The organism is Candidatus Scalindua japonica (assembly GCF_002443295.1).
Taxonomy (GTDB): Bacteria; Planctomycetota; Brocadiia; order Brocadiales; family Scalinduaceae; genus Scalindua; species Scalindua japonica.
This window is the reverse complement of sequence record NZ_BAOS01000017.1, coordinates 1-15906: the sequence shown is the minus strand read 5'-3', so window position 1 is coordinate 15906 and position 15906 is coordinate 1. Positions and strand designations below refer to the sequence as shown.

13 protein-coding genes are annotated in these 15906 nt (G+C 38.4%); 5 read left to right on the top strand and 8 right to left on the bottom strand.

Annotated features, from left to right (window positions below; genetic code table 11):
* Window positions 1-6: 6 nt before the first annotated feature.
* Complete coding sequence (locus SCALIN_RS23910) at window positions 7-168, bottom strand: helix-turn-helix domain-containing protein (protein ID WP_162532250.1); 162 nt, start codon at window positions 166-168, stop codon at window positions 7-9.
* 282 nt (window positions 169-450) lie between these two features.
* Between SCALIN_RS23910 and SCALIN_RS10075 the strand changes: the two genes are divergently transcribed.
* On the top strand, window positions 451-675 hold the full coding sequence (locus SCALIN_RS10075) for a hypothetical protein (RefSeq protein WP_096894375.1): 225 nt from the start codon (window positions 451-453) through the stop codon (window positions 673-675).
* A gap of 405 nt (window positions 676-1080) precedes the next feature.
* Here SCALIN_RS10075 and SCALIN_RS10070 read toward each other — a convergent pair whose 3' ends face one another.
* From SCALIN_RS10070 to SCALIN_RS10060, 3 genes are read right to left on the bottom strand one after another with little or no spacing between them, the layout of a single operon-like run.
* Window positions 1081-1626 (bottom strand): nitroreductase family protein, encoded by a 546-nt coding sequence (locus SCALIN_RS10070; RefSeq protein WP_096894374.1) that lies wholly within the window; start codon window positions 1624-1626, stop codon window positions 1081-1083.
* 36 nt (window positions 1627-1662) lie between these two features.
* On the bottom strand, window positions 1663-2838 hold the full coding sequence (locus tag SCALIN_RS10065; protein WP_096894373.1) for a BaiN/RdsA family NAD(P)/FAD-dependent oxidoreductase: 1176 nt from the start codon (window positions 2836-2838) through the stop codon (window positions 1663-1665).
* 49 nt (window positions 2839-2887) lie between these two features.
* Window positions 2888-3673, bottom strand: coding sequence for a PhzF family phenazine biosynthesis protein (locus SCALIN_RS10060; RefSeq protein WP_096894372.1), 786 nt, complete (start codon window positions 3671-3673; stop codon window positions 2888-2890).
* A gap of 247 nt (window positions 3674-3920) precedes the next feature.
* Between SCALIN_RS10060 and SCALIN_RS10055 the strand changes: the two genes are divergently transcribed.
* The 3 genes from SCALIN_RS10055 (at window position 3921) to SCALIN_RS10045 (ending at window position 10346) form a co-directional block, all read left to right on the top strand.
* Window positions 3921-6485: a hypothetical protein gene (locus tag SCALIN_RS10055; RefSeq protein WP_096894371.1), complete on the top strand. Its 2565-nt coding sequence runs from the start codon at window positions 3921-3923 to the stop codon at window positions 6483-6485.
* A 299-nt stretch (window positions 6486-6784) separates the two neighbouring features.
* Window positions 6785-8596 (top strand): ATP-binding cassette domain-containing protein, encoded by a 1812-nt coding sequence (locus SCALIN_RS10050; protein WP_096894370.1) that lies wholly within the window; start codon window positions 6785-6787, stop codon window positions 8594-8596.
* A gap of 4 nt (window positions 8597-8600) precedes the next feature.
* Window positions 8601-10346 carry an alpha-amylase family glycosyl hydrolase gene (locus SCALIN_RS10045; RefSeq protein ID WP_096894369.1) on the top strand — a complete coding sequence of 582 codons (1746 nt, stop codon included), beginning with the start codon at window positions 8601-8603 and terminating at the stop codon, window positions 10344-10346.
* A 165-nt stretch (window positions 10347-10511) separates the two neighbouring features.
* On the opposite strand, the gene cysN is transcribed toward SCALIN_RS10045, so the two are convergent.
* Both cysN and cysD read right to left on the bottom strand, forming a co-directional pair.
* On the bottom strand, window positions 10512-12473 hold the full coding sequence (gene cysN, locus SCALIN_RS10040; protein ID WP_096894368.1) for a sulfate adenylyltransferase subunit CysN: 1962 nt from the start codon (window positions 12471-12473) through the stop codon (window positions 10512-10514).
* Between the two features lie 3 nt (window positions 12474-12476).
* Window positions 12477-13382 (bottom strand): sulfate adenylyltransferase subunit CysD, encoded by a 906-nt coding sequence (gene cysD / locus SCALIN_RS10035; RefSeq protein WP_096894367.1) that lies wholly within the window; start codon window positions 13380-13382, stop codon window positions 12477-12479.
* Between the two features lie 685 nt (window positions 13383-14067).
* Between cysD and SCALIN_RS10030 the strand changes: the two genes are divergently transcribed.
* The gene (locus SCALIN_RS10030) at window positions 14068-14406 is read left to right on the top strand and encodes a hypothetical protein (RefSeq protein WP_096894366.1); all 339 of its coding nucleotides are present in this window, start codon (window positions 14068-14070) and stop codon (window positions 14404-14406) included.
* A 104-nt stretch (window positions 14407-14510) separates the two neighbouring features.
* Here SCALIN_RS10030 and SCALIN_RS10025 read toward each other — a convergent pair whose 3' ends face one another.
* Together SCALIN_RS10025 and SCALIN_RS10020 are read right to left on the bottom strand one after the other, a co-directional pair.
* On the bottom strand, window positions 14511-14927 hold the full coding sequence (locus SCALIN_RS10025; protein ID WP_096894365.1) for an RNA recognition motif domain-containing protein: 417 nt from the start codon (window positions 14925-14927) through the stop codon (window positions 14511-14513).
* 80 nt (window positions 14928-15007) lie between these two features.
* Window positions 15008-15906, bottom strand: an 899-nt coding sequence (locus tag SCALIN_RS10020; RefSeq protein WP_096894364.1) for a M16 family metallopeptidase, incomplete at its 5' end; no start/stop codon positions are given.

Here is a 15906-nt window from a genome sequence, read left to right as displayed (position 1 = left end):
TTATACTCATTGCGAAAGGGTTTTCGGTTTTTTATATGTATAGCCTAATCTATGAAGCAAGTCGATTATTCCGCGAACGCTATATTTTATTTTGTATTGTTTAGAGAAATAAGTCACAATATCTTGAATTCTTTGGTAAGTATCTTCATCGAGATGGCTATCACTCAACAGCGTTTTTAGACCACCCGATAGCGCTGAGATACCCCCCCCCCCTTGTGCTGAGACGAAAAGGATATTTCATTCTCAACAGGATATATTTACCCCGCAAAATTTTGGTGATATCTTTTGCCAGTAGATTTGACTTTAGATTTAGGATGGAGGAAGAAGCGGTGTAAGTAACCGAACGGCTTCGATAGAGGCGCATCGGTGGACGGTCATTACCATGTCAATAGGATTGAAATTCTTTTCACATCTAAAACAACGGGCAAGATTTGTCTACTCATAAGAAATATGAAGCGTTACGAAGTTTTTTCATTTAAACAGGGTCTCTGTCTGGCGTCTATTACAATCGCAATCATAAACGCAGTGGACATCTTTTTCAGGGAAGATATAAGAATATTGAAAATGTATACAGGGTTAAAGAATAAAGAAATAGGAGAGATGTTTGGAGCATGTACAAGTGCAGTAAATAAAGCAGCATTGCGCAATCTGCTTTCAAGATCTAACCCTACTTGATTCAAGCAGTAAAAAGGGAAAGAAAAAATGTCAGTCCTCGTATTTAAGCAGTTACTACCAGGTAAAAAATAAAGTATTCACTATTTTTCCTGTCCTTCCTGGTTTCCTTATTGATGTAATGGTAATAACCCTGACTGGAATCCCGGCGAGAGCTGGGTCTGTAGTTTGTGACGCCTGGCCTTTCCGTTTGAATATTTTCCTCACTTTCGTGAGGAGTCCAGACAGGAAAAGGGGTCAGTGGAAAGTCCGGACAGTAGTAGAATGAAAAAGTGAAAAGGCATCAAATGTGACATCCTGAACTTGATAAAAATAAGATTTTAGAAAATTCATTTGTAAGTAAACAGTCGTTACTTAGCTTTGGAATTAACTCTGCCGCAGGGATAACTTCAAAGATCGCCATATGTGTTATGTTTGTTTACAATAAGGTTTTCCGTATTGATTGTAATATACTTTTGCAAATTGGAGTTCTTCCTTCTTATGAAAAGATTTTGTTTCATCCGGGTAGCCAATGGCGATAATTGATTCCACATTCAATCTTGATGGAATTTCCAATGTGTTTGAAACATATTTTTCGGAGGTTATCGTTTCGTTATGCATCCTCTCCCTGATCTGTATCCAGCAGCTTCTCAACCCAAGTGATTCTGCTGCCAGAAAGATAAAGGTGGAGGCGATTGAACAGTCTTCGACCCATACATCACATTTTTCGGGATCAGCGCATACAACAATTCCCAAAGGAGCATTTTTCAGAAACTGAGATCCATGCATCTTGGAATCTGATAATTTTTCCAATAAATCACGATCGGTAATGACCATAAACTCCCACGGATTAAATCCTCTTGAGGAAGGTGATCGAAGTCCGGCCTCAATAAGCAGGTCTATCTTTTCTTTCTCAACAGGCTTATTAAGAAATTTTCTGATACTCCGTCTTTTCTGGATAATAGACATAAACATGGGGAAATCCTCCTTATGTTTTAAAATAAGCTAATTCTATACAAATTGGCCGGCACAGTAGCCGGATGACCAGGCCCATTGGAGATTATATCCACCCAGCCAGCCGGTAACATCAACAACTTCTCCAATAAAGTAAAGACCCTTTACTCTCCTCGCTTCAAAGGTTTTGGATGACAGCTCTTCCGTGTCAACGCCGCCACGAGTAACTTCCGCTACCTTATAGCCTTCGGTACCTGCAGGTCTGAAACGCCATACATGGAATAAATCGGCAATCTGGTTGATCTCTTTTTCATTGTATTGGTTAACGGGCTTATTATGATACCATAATTCCAGCCAGCGTTTTGCAATACGCCTGGTTAGCAATTCTCCTATCAGATTTTTCAGCTCCATTCTTGGGCGTTCTTTCTGCCATTGTTTAATAGTTTCTGTCAGATCGATATCTGGCAGGAGATTAATGGCAACTTCATCTCCCGGTTGCCAGTAGTTTGAAATCTGCAATACCGCAGGGCCGCTCAGGCCTCTGTGGGTAAACAGAATAGCCTCCCTGAATAATTGTCCATTACTGGAAACAGCAGCATCTAGGGATATACCGGATAGATCGCCGAAGCTTTTCAAGTCATTGTTGTTGAAGGTAAGTGGTACCAAGCCAGGTTGGCCGGGTTGAACATTGAGTCCAAACTTTTTTGCCACATCATATCCGAAACCGGTAGCTCCAATTGTTGGCATTGATAAACCACCAGTTGCTATGACGAGTGATTGGGTTGTATAGTTCTCTGAATTAGTCTTAACGGAAAAAGAGTTGTTCTTCTCTATGTTATTTATTGTGCAACTTTTCTGGATCTTTACACCGGAAAGCCGACACTCATGCAATAAAAGGTTTAAAATCTCGACTGAGTTTCCGTTACAGAAAAGTTGTCCCAATTGCCTCTGTTGATAAGATACATTATGCTTTTTAACTAACGAGATAAAATCGTACTGGCAGAAACGGTTCAACGCTGATTTGCAGAAGTGTGGGTTATGGGATATATAATGCTCTGCTTCAAGATAAAGATTGGTAAAGTTACAACTCCCTCCGCCTGAAATCAATATTTTTTTGCCCACATGGTCAGCGTGATCCAGAATCATTACATTACGTCCTCTCTGCCCAGCCGTCAGTGCGCACATCAACCCTGCCGCACCTGCACCAATGATGACAACATCGTAATTTTTCATGGTTTTTCTATCAAGCGTTAACTCTAATTGAAATAATCCAATGTGGTTGTCAACTCTTAAGTTCTATTTTTCCCTCCAGGAATTTTACTGCCTTTCCTGAAATCAGTACTCGGTCGTTATGTAATTCACACACTAATTCACCGCCACGGCGCGAAATCTGTTTTACCTCCATTTTTGTTTTGCCCAGTTTTCCTGACCAGTAAGGTGTGAGCTGGGTATGAGCAGAGCCCGTTACAGGGTCTTCGTCTATTCCAAAGTTAGGAGCAAAAAAGCGGGATACAAAATCATACTTTTTTGATCGTGAAGTAATGATAACGCCGCGCAGATCAAGTTTTTTCAGGTAAACCATATCAGGCTTAATTGATAAAACCTCACTTTCATTTTCAAAAACTACCGTGTAGTCTTCTGCCTGTAAACACTCAATCGGTGTCCTGCCAAAAGCCTTTACTATTGCATCCGGTATGTTACATGGGATAGGTGATTGTGCGGGAAAATCCATCACAAGCCAGCCATCCTTTTGGAAAACCGTTAAGTTACCAGACTTTGATTCAAATTCTACCCTCTCTTTTTTATAATCAAAGAGATTTAATAGTACATAAGCTGCTGCCAGTGTTGCGTGGCCGCACAAGTCAACTTCAGTTTCAGGTGTAAACCAGCGAATATGGAATCCATTGTCTGTCGGTACAAAAAAAGTTGTTTCTGAAAGATTATTTTCTTGCGCAATAGACTGCATTGTGTTTTCCGGAAGCCACGATTCAAGCGGGATGACTGCAGCCGGGTTTCCCTTGAAAACCCGGTCGGTAAAAGTGTCAATTTGATAAAGATCTAATTCCAACTATTTCCTTTCATAAATACAACTGAGTTATTGAGTTTAATGAACAAAACTCTTTTATCGTTATTAATTAATATGTATCGTAAAAATAAGAAAAATCGGTTGTTATGTCAAAGAGATTATGATATTTGTAGACATTATTAATTATTATTATTGATTACATGCAACCATAAAGTAAAATTATACTACATAATAATTGTTTTGTTACCAGCTTCAAAAAGTTGAAAAGAAATAATTTAAAGGGAAAAAAATGAAAGCGAAAGCCAAAACGAAAACCAAAACCAAAACTGTTACAAAAATCTTAGATACTAATAACCATTATTATAAATTGCTGGAAAAGAAGTTTCACAGCTCTGATATTGTACGTTCACAAATAGCTGAAATTAAAGAGAGGGTTAAGAAAACGGTAATTGAAGAGCCCTTGAAATCTCTTGCCGTCAGTTTCAACGGGGAAGTTGTTGGAAACTCTTTTGAAAAGACTCTTAAAATTATAACTAAACATCTTTTCCGTAAAGGGAAGATTGACTGTTACAAGACTGATAAAGAACGTGGTGTTGTAGATGCATATATCACCGCTACTGAAACAGAAGTGGAAGAACTAATTCAATTTCTCATGAAAAAGCATTTAGTGTTGCATTGTAAAACAGGGCTTCCCAAGGGTGCAAGTAATATGTTGATTATTGACGAGAAGGAGAAAAAACTATTGGGTGATTTCGAACCGGATGATATTGGATGTAATCAGGTTTCTACTGCCGAAACCCGGGAGAAATACACAGGTAGGCTGGAAGGTTATTTGATCCATAATGGTTTACCATTGACAACTAAAACATTAGGAAGTGAATTAAGATTAAACGAAATTGTAACGTCGAACAAAGTATTTACCAGCACTGGTTTAAAGGAGGTCTTTTTAAACCTGCATTTTATCACATTGGTTATTATGCTGGATTTGGAACAGCACTATTTTCAATACCGGATCTTTAAGGAGCAGGAAGAAGATCTTAAAGAAGTAGAAGATAATATAGATAATCTTGGGCTTTTTACAGAGCTATTTGATCATCTTACCAATGAAGGTAATCCGTTATTATTTAACAATGAACTGTTCATGGATGTATTAAAGCTTGAACATATTGTAGAAAAAGACAACTGGAAGGTCCTTCCCGCATATGATAGTTATGTTTACTCTGCAACAAACAAGCTTGATGCTCACTTTAAATTTCTTGAAGAATATGGCTTATTACAGAAGTGCGCGGAATCCGTTGAGTTACTTATAGAAAAGCTGGAATATAAATTATCAGGTCACAATTTTGCCTGTCAAAGTGAACAGGACGATTTAAGCTCAAATTACCAGGAATTGAAAGAATTTCGTTCAATCCCAAACCATTCATTGCTGAAAAATGATTTCCTTGAGTTACTGGGAGCTTTCAGAAAGTTATTGGTGTATCTTGACTCTATGTCAGTGCAAGGTCCTACTAAACAGGATGATATTCAGAAAAAAGCACCTGTACTTGAAAAACCGGCCAGAGGGCTCGTTGCAACCTTAAAAGAACGTGCTAAATCACTGTTGTCCTCCCCAGCAGAATCATCTCCAGAATCTGTTTCACATGAGGTTTCGCATAACGAAAATGCCTTAACCACTGAACAGAAAGAAGATATACTTATTCTTTTGTCACAAGTTAAAGAAGGGCTTCGTAAAACATCCAGATTAAAAACAGATTCAGGTGTAGACGCATATATTGAAGCAAGAAAGAATGTTCCTTACCTCACGAATTTGTCAGGGGCTTTAGATCAACTAAAAAAATTAATCAAAGACATTAATAAAAATAAAGATGTGCAAGAACAATTCCAGGACCTCTTTAACAGAAAGAACAAATTTGTAATTCTTTCTAATAAATTAAGTAAGCTGGTAAAATTCAAGACTAAGCAGGAAGAGAAGAAAATATGCGGCATTTTAACTGATTTACAGACGCTCCTTCATGACAAACCATTTAAAGAGGATAAATATGTCAAATTCATAGACAATGTCAATAAATTGGAAGTGTTTGTAAACAGTAAGGATGTCTCATCCATGAAACAAGAAGGTGCAACTTTATCTCTTGCTCAGGAGATGGATCAGGACAAAACTTTTAATAAGGTGCTTAATATTAAAACAGGTATTCAGAATATCATTGAGAAGAGTGAAGAAATCAGCAAAATCAGTACATTTAAGAATGACCGTGAATTTCTCTCATTTAGTCAGAAAGAGCTTGATGGGTTTCTGGAAGAGTTAATAGTGTTTAATAAAAAATTGAAAGTTACAACTTATTATGGTAAGCAATCAGATTTTGAAAAAATTGAAAAAGAATTTGATAAATTGATTGAACAAGCAAATGACATTGAAGCCCGTATAAAATCCAGGAGGAGGAGTGATAATAATACGGTTTTTAAAGAGTCTGATCAGTCTATTGACTACACAAAGAACTCTATGATTAAAAAGAAGAGTCTGGAAAAAACAATTATTGGCGCACAATATCAAATTTCACAGCTATTTGAGTTTATTGAGACAGTTAAAGGGTTCCTCGGTCAAGATTCGTTTGTTCATTCAGGCGTTGCTACCAGTAGTCTTTTTGATCAAATTACCTATTTGTTGAGTAATACAGATGTAAAGTTGCTGGACTTTACCAGTTTGACAGAAGATATGTATAACGAAAGTATTAAAACAATTTTTCAATATCAAGTTGGTGAAACTTTTAATGAACCAAAAAAAGGAGATATTGAACGTTTAATGAAAAAAATTGAAAAGAAAGCTATTGTCAAGACATACAAGAGTAAAAAATAATTAAAGAGTAACGTTATATGATGAAAGTGGCACATACCAGTTGAAAATTAACTGGATGTGTCCTTTTTTGTAAATTTACATTGTTTCTGTTATAATTTCAAACAATATCAATAGTTTCCGGTCAGGTTTTTGCACTACATACTTATTGCTCCTTGCCACAAACTGTCATTCCTGAATGTTCGCCGCCTAAGGCATACAGAGAGAAGCATTAGCGGGAATCTGTGACAAAGACAGTATACGCAAACTACTAAATCTGACACTACTGAAAAAATCTACAAATTTTTTTTTGGAGCAAATTCTTGGCACTGTTAAGTCTGCAAAAAGTTAGTATCAGCTATGGAGGCCTGAAATTATTAGGTAAAGTAAGTTTGCAATTAGAAAACAGTGAAAGAGTTTGTCTAATTGGTCGTAACGGTGAGGGAAAAACAACTTTGCTTCGGTTGATTAATGGAGAGTTGGAACATGATACAGGTGATATTACCCGACAAAAAGGACTTTGTACTGCTTATCTACCTCAGGAAATTCCAAGGGGATTTAATGGTACAGTATTTGATGTAGTATATGATGGACTGAAAAATGTGGTCTCTGAACATACACAACAGAATGTTGACCTGGACTGGAAAGAAAGTCATCAGATAGAAAAAATTATTTCGCTGATGCAATTGGATGCTAACGCTGAATTCAAAATCCTCTCCTCAGGTTTAAAACGCAGAGTGTTACTTGCAAGGGGTCTGGTATGTAATCCTGATATATTATTGCTTGATGAACCAACTAACCATCTCGATATTGCATCAATTAATTGGCTGGAAGAGTTTTTATTGCGATATGAAGGTACTATCTTCTTTGTTACCCATGACCGTATGTTTCTAAAAAAAATAGCCACCCGTATCATTGAGCTGGACAGGGGGGATCTTATTGATTGGGAGTGTGATTATGAAACATTTCTCTCCCGTAAGCAAGTAGTTCTCGATGCAGAGGAAAAACAATGGGCGACTTTTGATAAAAAACTGGCAAAAGAAGAGATATGGTTACGACAGGGTATTAAGGCCCGTCGTACTCGAAATGAGGGACGAGTACAGGATCTGCAAAAGATGCGTGCTGTCCGTAGAGAACGACGTACACAAACCGGGACAGTACGAATGCAGACACAAGAGGCAGAACGCTCCGGTATAAAGGTGATTAATGTGGATGGACTGGGATATGGGTATGATAACACTCCAATAATAAACAATTTTTCTACAACGATTATAAAGGGTGATAAAGTTGGTATTATCGGATCAAATGGCGCTGGTAAGTCCACACTTATACGTCTACTACTTGGCGAGCTGACCCCCCAACAGGGAACAATTCAACTTGGTACAAATCTTCAGATTGCTTATTTTGATCAGCTTCGCGAACAATTGCAGGAGGACAAGTCCGTGTTTTATAATGTTGGAGACGGTAATGACTTTATTGCATTAAACGGCAAGCGGCTGCATGTGATAGGATATTTACAAAAATTTCTGTTTTCTCCAGAGCGAGCACGTACCACTGTCAGTGTTCTATCGGGTGGAGAACGTAACCGCCTTCTTCTTGCGAGGCTGTTTACCAGGCCGGCGAATGTCCTGGTGATGGATGAACCAACGAATGATTTGGATATAGAGACGCTGGAACTATTGGAGGAATTGCTATTGCAGTATAAGGGTTCACTGCTTCTGGTAAGCCACGATCGTACATTTCTCAATAATGTAGTAACCAGTACTATTGTGTTTGAAGGGGAAGGTGAGGTTAATGAATATGTCGGAGGTTATGATGATTGGCTCAGGCAGAGAAAACAAGTTGGAGAAAACAAAAAGAAGCAGTCTCGATTAAAGAGTGCCAGTCCGGATAAAAATAGTGAACGTCATCGCAGGCTAAGCTATAAAGAGCAACGTGAATTAACATCCTTACCGCAGAGAATAGAGGAATTGGAAGAAGAGCAACGCCAATTGTATGAGGCAGTGAGTGATCCTCTGTTTTATAAGAAGGGGAATGATGAGGCGGAGATTATAAGGACAAGATTGTCCGCACTGAACCATGAATTGGATACCGCCTATCAACGGTGGGAAACATTGGAGACACTTCAGGGTTAATGTAATGACAAATAAAGAGCACTATATTCGTCTTACCAAAGAAAACAGATTAAAGCTGATTAAGGAGTCTTTGGATTTTATTTATTCCAGAGAGGACTCTGACATGGCTTATGAGAAGATACTTGCTCTTATCAATAAGTATAAACAAAAGGTAAAAAGTGCTCCATACTATTTAACTCAAAAAGATATTATTCTCATAACATACGGGGATCAGGTTTTTCATCATGGTGAAACGGCTCTGGCTACTTTATATAGATTCTTGGGTGAGTATGTTCAGGATGTTATCAATACCGTTCATATACTACCGTTTTATCCGTATTCATCAGATGACGGTTTTTCAATTGTAAACTATAAGGGCGTCTGTCCTCTCAAAGGCTCATGGAAAGATATAGAAAATATAAAGAAGAACCATAGGATAATGTTTGATGGTGTTATCAACCATATGTCACAATTAAGCAGATGGTTTAATAATTACCTGGCAGGTTTTTCTGCATTTGAAGAGTTTTTTATCGATGTTGATCCAAGTACAGATTTATCAAATGTTGTCAGGCCAAGAACTTCACCTCTTTTAACCGAATTCATTGATGATGAGGGGAAAATCAGAAATATATGGACAACATTCGGTAGTGACCAGGTAGATCTGAATTACGCGAATTATAAAGTATTATTAAGGGTTTTAGACGTATTACTGTTTTATATCGCGAAAGGTGCTTCACTTATAAGGCTTGACGCGATTGCGTATATTTGGAAAGAGTTGGGAACACCTTGTGTCCATCTTCCCAGGACGCATGAATTGATCCAGCTTATGCGTGAAGTAATGCATGCCGTCGCGCCTGAAGTTATAATTATTACTGAAACAAATGTGCCTCATGGTGAAAATATTTCATATTTTGGGGGTGGTGATGATGAGGCGCAAATGGTTTATAACTTTGCGCTTCCCCCGCTTCTTGCATTTTCTATTTTGAAATCTAATACGGAGAAACTCACAAATTGGGCAAAAGAGTTAACACTTCCAAGTAATGGGGTCTGCTTTTTTAATTTTACGGCAAGCCATGATGGTATTGGAGTCAGGGCAGTGAACGGAATATTGGATGACAAAGAGATGAGTTTTTTAGTGCGTACTTCTATAGGTCATGGAGGGTTTGCTTCTTACAGGGCGATTGGAGACGAGGAAGAATCTCCTTATGAGTTAAACTGCAGTTATATTGACTTGTTGACACATCCGGAAGAGGATGACAATATAAGAGTAAAACGGATGATGCTTTCACAAGCAGTTGTGCTGGCAATGCCGGGCGTGCCGGGCGTCTATTTCCATTCGCTTGTTGGCTCCAGGAACTATCATGAAGCGGTAAAAAAAACGAGGATCAACAGGTCTATTAACAGAGATAAATTAAATTATGATAATTTGAAAGAGTTGCTTGAAGAAGAGGGTAGTTTACAAAAGATTCTCTTCAAAAGGTATAAACAACTCTTATCAATAAGGATAAACGAAGAAGCCTTCAATCCTTTTGGTAAATATGAGTTTCCGGATCTGGGAAGTAAAGTATTCGCGATTAAACGATATGCCGATGATGATAACGAGTCTATACTGGCACTATTTAACTTTACCGGAGATAGTGTAGAAATTACTCTTCCGGGTGAGCAGACTGATCATTATATTGATATAATTACACACACAAAAGTTAACTCTACAGAGTTGACATTGGAGCCATATCAAATAGTATGGTTGAAGAAGCACAAGGGAAATTAAAAATAGATAAATTATTTTGTAGAGTCTGTTTACCAAACGGACTTTTCTTGGATGGTTTGCTTTTTCATAACAACGTGTTTATACAAATTATTATGGCAAATTTAAAGTATGTGCTTACAGGTAAGGTTAAATTCTACAGAATTACTTGTGCTGGACTTTAATTTCTTACTTTCTTATGATCCCTTTACTTTTCAGCATTTCCAGCAAGGCTTTAAGGTTCTCCTCGATGGATTTATATTCTGCATCCAGGATAATATCAGGGTTCAGAGGTTCTTCATATGGTGAGTTTATTCCGGTGAATTGTGGGATTTCTCCGTCCATGGCTTTCTTATAAAGCCCTCTGGGGTCTCTCTGCACACAGGTCTGGAGACTGCAACGGACAAAAACCTCAAGAAATCTTCCTTCCGGTATTAAGGCTTTGACTTGATCTCTCTGGCATCTTAACGGAGATACAAATGTACAAAGTACAACTGAACCGTGTTCGTAAAAAACCCTGGCGACTTCTCCGGCCCTTCTGATGTTTTCTATTCTGTCCTGATCTGAAAAACTGAGGTCCTTACACAGGCCATGATGCAGTTTGTCCCAATCCAATAATGCGGTATGAATTCCCGTACTGAAGAGAAGGCGTTCAAGGCTTTTGGCTATTGTTGACTTTCCTGCCCCGGATAAGCCGGTAAACCATATAACTGCGGTCTTATGTTTATATCGTTCTTCTCTTTCTTTTAGAGATACCGGGGCTCTTTCAATCTCAACTTTAACCGGCAGTTCCTCTTCCGCTTTTCCTTCGGCATGGATAGTCTCTTCGATGCTTCGAACAGCGCCCCGAATCATCCCTGCTCCAACAGTAAAGTTTGTATCAGGATCGATTACAATAAAACTACCGGTTTCCCGATTCTTATTATATTGATCTAACATTATTGGCTGAGTAAGTTTTATCTCTGCACGTCCAATCTCATTCAGTAGTAAAGTGTTAACATCTGTACGATGCGGTGTCTTTATCAGCTCACAGAAAAGATTATGTTCTGTCGCATCAGTGCGGTGTAGAGTGTTTACGTCAAACATGTATATTAACTTACTGATACAGGCATTCACTGTTCTTGTCGTATGCTTAATAAAATAGTTTTTGCCTATTTCAAGCGGGTCATTACCCATCCAGCATAAAATGACATCTATATTATTTTCTACTTGAGGGAGATTGTGTCGTCGAACAATCATATCTCCACGACTGATATCTATTTCGTCTTCAAGTGTGATAACAACGGATTGTGGAGCGTGTGCATCTTCAAGGTCTCCATCCATTGTTGTGATAGTTTTAACTTTAGATACTAGCCCCGATGGCAATACAGCGATCTCTTCTCCCGGGTTAACCGAACCGGCAACAATCTTTCCAGCATAACCTCTGAAATTAAGATCGGGCCGTATAACATATTGGACAGGAAATCGGAAGTCGCGTACATTAAGATCAGAACCTATATGGACATTTTCCAACGTATGTAACACCGTAGGACCATCATACCAGGGGGTTTTTGCACTTTTGCTGACTACATTGTCTCCTTTAAGTGCTGAAACCGGAATGTAAGTAATATCTTTAATATCAAGTTTCCTGGAATATTCATCATACTCTTCAACTATTGAGTCAAAAACCTCTTTGGAATAATCTACCAGATCAATCTTGTTGACAGCAACTATCATGTGAGAAACCTGTAAAAGGCTAGCTATGAAACCATGCCGTCTTGATTGTTCAAGGACTCCTCTGCGCGCGTCAATAAGGATAATGGCCAGGTTGGCTGTAGAGGCGCCGGTAACCATATTCCGCGTATACTGAACATGCCCGGGAGTGTCGGCAATGATAAATTTTCGTTTAGATGTCTGAAAGTATCTGTAAGCGACATCAATGGTAATACCCTGTTCCCTCTCAGCAGCCAGCCCATCAGTTAAAAGAGATAAATCAATTTCCTCTTCACCTTTGCGTTCCGCTACTTTTCTGACTGCTTCAAGCTGATCATCAAAAATATTTTGAGTGTCATAAAGAAGCCTGCCTATAAGCGTAGATTTACCGTCATCCACACTGCCTACAGTGGTGAATCTAAGCAAGTTAGCATGATTTGGAGATGTGTGTGAATCCATAGTTTAGAAATATCCTTCCTTTTTCTTGTCTTCCATAGAACTATCCGTAGTCAGATCGATAATACGATTTTCCCTCTCAGATTTGCTTGCCTCTTCTACTTCTTTGATTATATCATCAATTGTTCTGGCGTTTGACCTGACGGCTCCTGTACATGGACTGCAACCCAGACTTCTAAACCTGCACATAATTTTTTCCACCTTTTCACCGGGTCTGAGTTTGACCATGTCATCGTAAGGAATTAAAATTCCACCTCTGTCAACCACTTCTCTTTCCTGTGCATAATATATTGGAACAATTGGTATCTCTTCATTCTTCAGATAGTACCAGACATCCATTTCGGTCCAGTTACTCAAAGGAAATACTCTTATTGATTCTTCCTCGTTAATATGGCAATTATAGAGATTCCAGAGTTCTGGCCTCTGGTATTTGGGGTCCCACTGCCCGAATTCATCCCTGAAAGAAAATATACGTTCTTTTGCTCTTGATTTTTCTTCATCTCGGCGCGCTCCGCCAAAGGCTGCGTCAAACTGATGTCTTTTTATACCGCCAAGCAACCCTTGAGTTTTTAATTTAGCACAACATTTATCCACTCCTATTTTTTGTGGATGTGTGCCTTCTGAGATCGCCTGCTCATTTCTTTCAACGATAAGCCGGCACCCGATTTCCTTAACATACCAGTCTCGAAACTCAATCATCTCTTCAAATTTATATCCGGTATCAATATGCATGAGAGGAAATGGGATTTTTCCGGGATAAAAGGCTTTTTGGGCAAGGCGTACCATTACGCTCGAATCTTTCCCTATGGAATAGAGCATGACGGGGTTTTTAAACTCAGCAGCCACTTCACGAATAATATGGATTGACTCTGATTCGAGTTGTTTTAAGTAGGAAATATTGATATCTTTCAAAAAACTTCTCCACAACTAACAAGATTAAATAACTGATTCATTCAAATACTCCATGATATAAATATTTTTACACAATAGCCAATTGAAAAAATATTAACCATTATTAACAGATCTCATTATATTTTCAATATATTATATTGTTAGATCAATAATCTGGAGGTTTAACCAATAAAACCTGAATTCAGAAAGTTTAATCCACAGTAACAGAAACAAACTGGAAAACCGAATCCAAGAGTTTCTGTTTTCTATTATGGGTAAGCAAAGGGAGGGGTTTGACCATGATGACAATTACTGGATTAGAAATATCATACAATCTCTCAATCTTCCTGCCCACGTGACACCTATATGAGAACGTCTTTTGCCTTAAAACGGTTATCTCCAAAACTCTTATAACTATATGAATTATTGACCGTTGTGTCAATGAGAATATTAGATTAAGAAGGAAAATTTTGAATGATTAAAGTAAATACAGGCAATGTATTCTTTTTTGATAAAACATTTTTAACGTTCCGATGTAATATTTGTTCACAGGGTATCCGCGGTAAAATATGAGCTTTTACTAATATTTTGATATGGTTACTTGCTGACATATGTGTATAATAACTGAAAAATATCAGCTTCTGGTTTTTTTATTCTTAAAAAAAGATATCAATAACAATTTAATTATCATTTAGAAAGCAGGAAAATGAAATACAAAGACCTGGTTAAGAAATTGACTTACGTTCCTAACGATGGATATTTTAATAGCCATTATTCTCCTGAAACACACGGTACCGGTGAATATAATCAATTTGCGTATACTACAGTTGGAACGTGTGAATGTCCCAAATGTATTGCCCATGCACTGGCCTTTGGAATTACTGACCATTATCAGGACCATGAGATCACGGAAGAAATTGTAACAGAGTTAAAAGCTATTTATGGTGTTTATGGAATAGATAATTTGAAAGCGGCCTTTAAAGAAGAGGATAAGGACTCTCCGGAAATGTTTAAATCAGACGGGGAACTTAACTTGAGTGAGTAGTCCTTAAAATTGGTAAAAAACCGGTAATTAGGGGGCTACATATTACCATAACGACAGTAAGAAGCCCCTTTGGCTATTAGCGTTTAGTCAAGTTGTGTTCGATTTCAGCGACCTCGTCCACCTCTGCCGCCGCTAAAGTCTTTTTTGCCTCCAAAGCCACCTTTGCTGCTGTTATATCCTTTGCCGCCGCCAAATTCACCTTTTGCACCGGATCCTCTCTTGCCGCCGCCAAACCCGGCTTTTGTGCTGCCTTCAACTTTACCACCGGGACCTTCTGTATCTGTAGTAAGAGCTTCACTAACTTTGAGGATCTTTCCTTTTATCTCCTGGTTATTCAGGCTGTCAATTGCCGACTTCCCCTCCTCGTTAGAGTCCATTACAACATATGCGAACACTTTTAATTTACCATTATACTTGTTTTTTGTAATAGTAACGGAATCAACCTTACCTGTTTTTTCAAAAGCCTGCCGTATGTCATCTTCAGTAATCTCACTGGATAAATTACCTACATGGATCTTCATCCTAACCTCCTTAAAATTGTTAACTGTAGTCAAACATTCAAATGTTTGATGTTTAGAAATTATTATTATTGTTTTACGAACTACTCTGCTATTACGATCAAATGATCGTCATTCTCAAATATCTTTGGTGCAAGAAGTTCCAGATCCTGTGGAGTAACAGCTTTCAACTTTTCACCGTATTGTTCGTCTGTTTCAGGAGATTTGCCGTCAAGTATCTCCATGCTTATATAATATGCCTGGCTGACACGGTCCATACGGCGCATGCCTCGGCGTCCTAAAGCGGCGTTGATTGTCTGTTGCACTTCCTTTTCATCAAAAGACGCCTCTCGAATTAATCGAATTTCCTCCTTAATACCGGAAATAGCTTTTGCAATGTTTTTCGGTCTTGTTCCCATTGTAATATTATACCAGTGTGCGCCTTTATATTTTGGAAAGTGCGTACCAATGGAATAAGCAAGTCCCTGTTTTTCTCGAAGATTGAATGCAAGCCTGTCAGAAAAAATATTACTGAGGATGTGCAGGGCCGGTTGGTCTTTCTCCTCGACTTCACAGCCGTTTGCCACGATGACATATGATTGTGACTTGCCAATTTTCTGGTGTACTGTTCTGTCAAACATACCGAGCTGCGGATTAAATGCCGGTGGCTGCCATCCGGCTTCTCCCCATTGCCCGCCAAAACAGCTCTTAACAAGATCCATAACATCACTAATCGGAAGATTACCTGAAATTGTCAAAACCAGATTTGAGGGATTATAAAGTTTACCATGAAACTCTTTTACCTCTTCAAGATTAAACCGTTTTATAACCTCCGCGTTACCAAGCGTCCATCCAATTCCAGGATTTATAACAAATAGATTATCATACAACATCCTGATAGCAATTTCAGGCGTGCTTGAAGCTGCTGTGGAAGATAACGAGACAACATTTTTCTGCGCCTGTTCAAAGGCCTTCTCTGTTAACAAAGGCTGGGAAACCATTT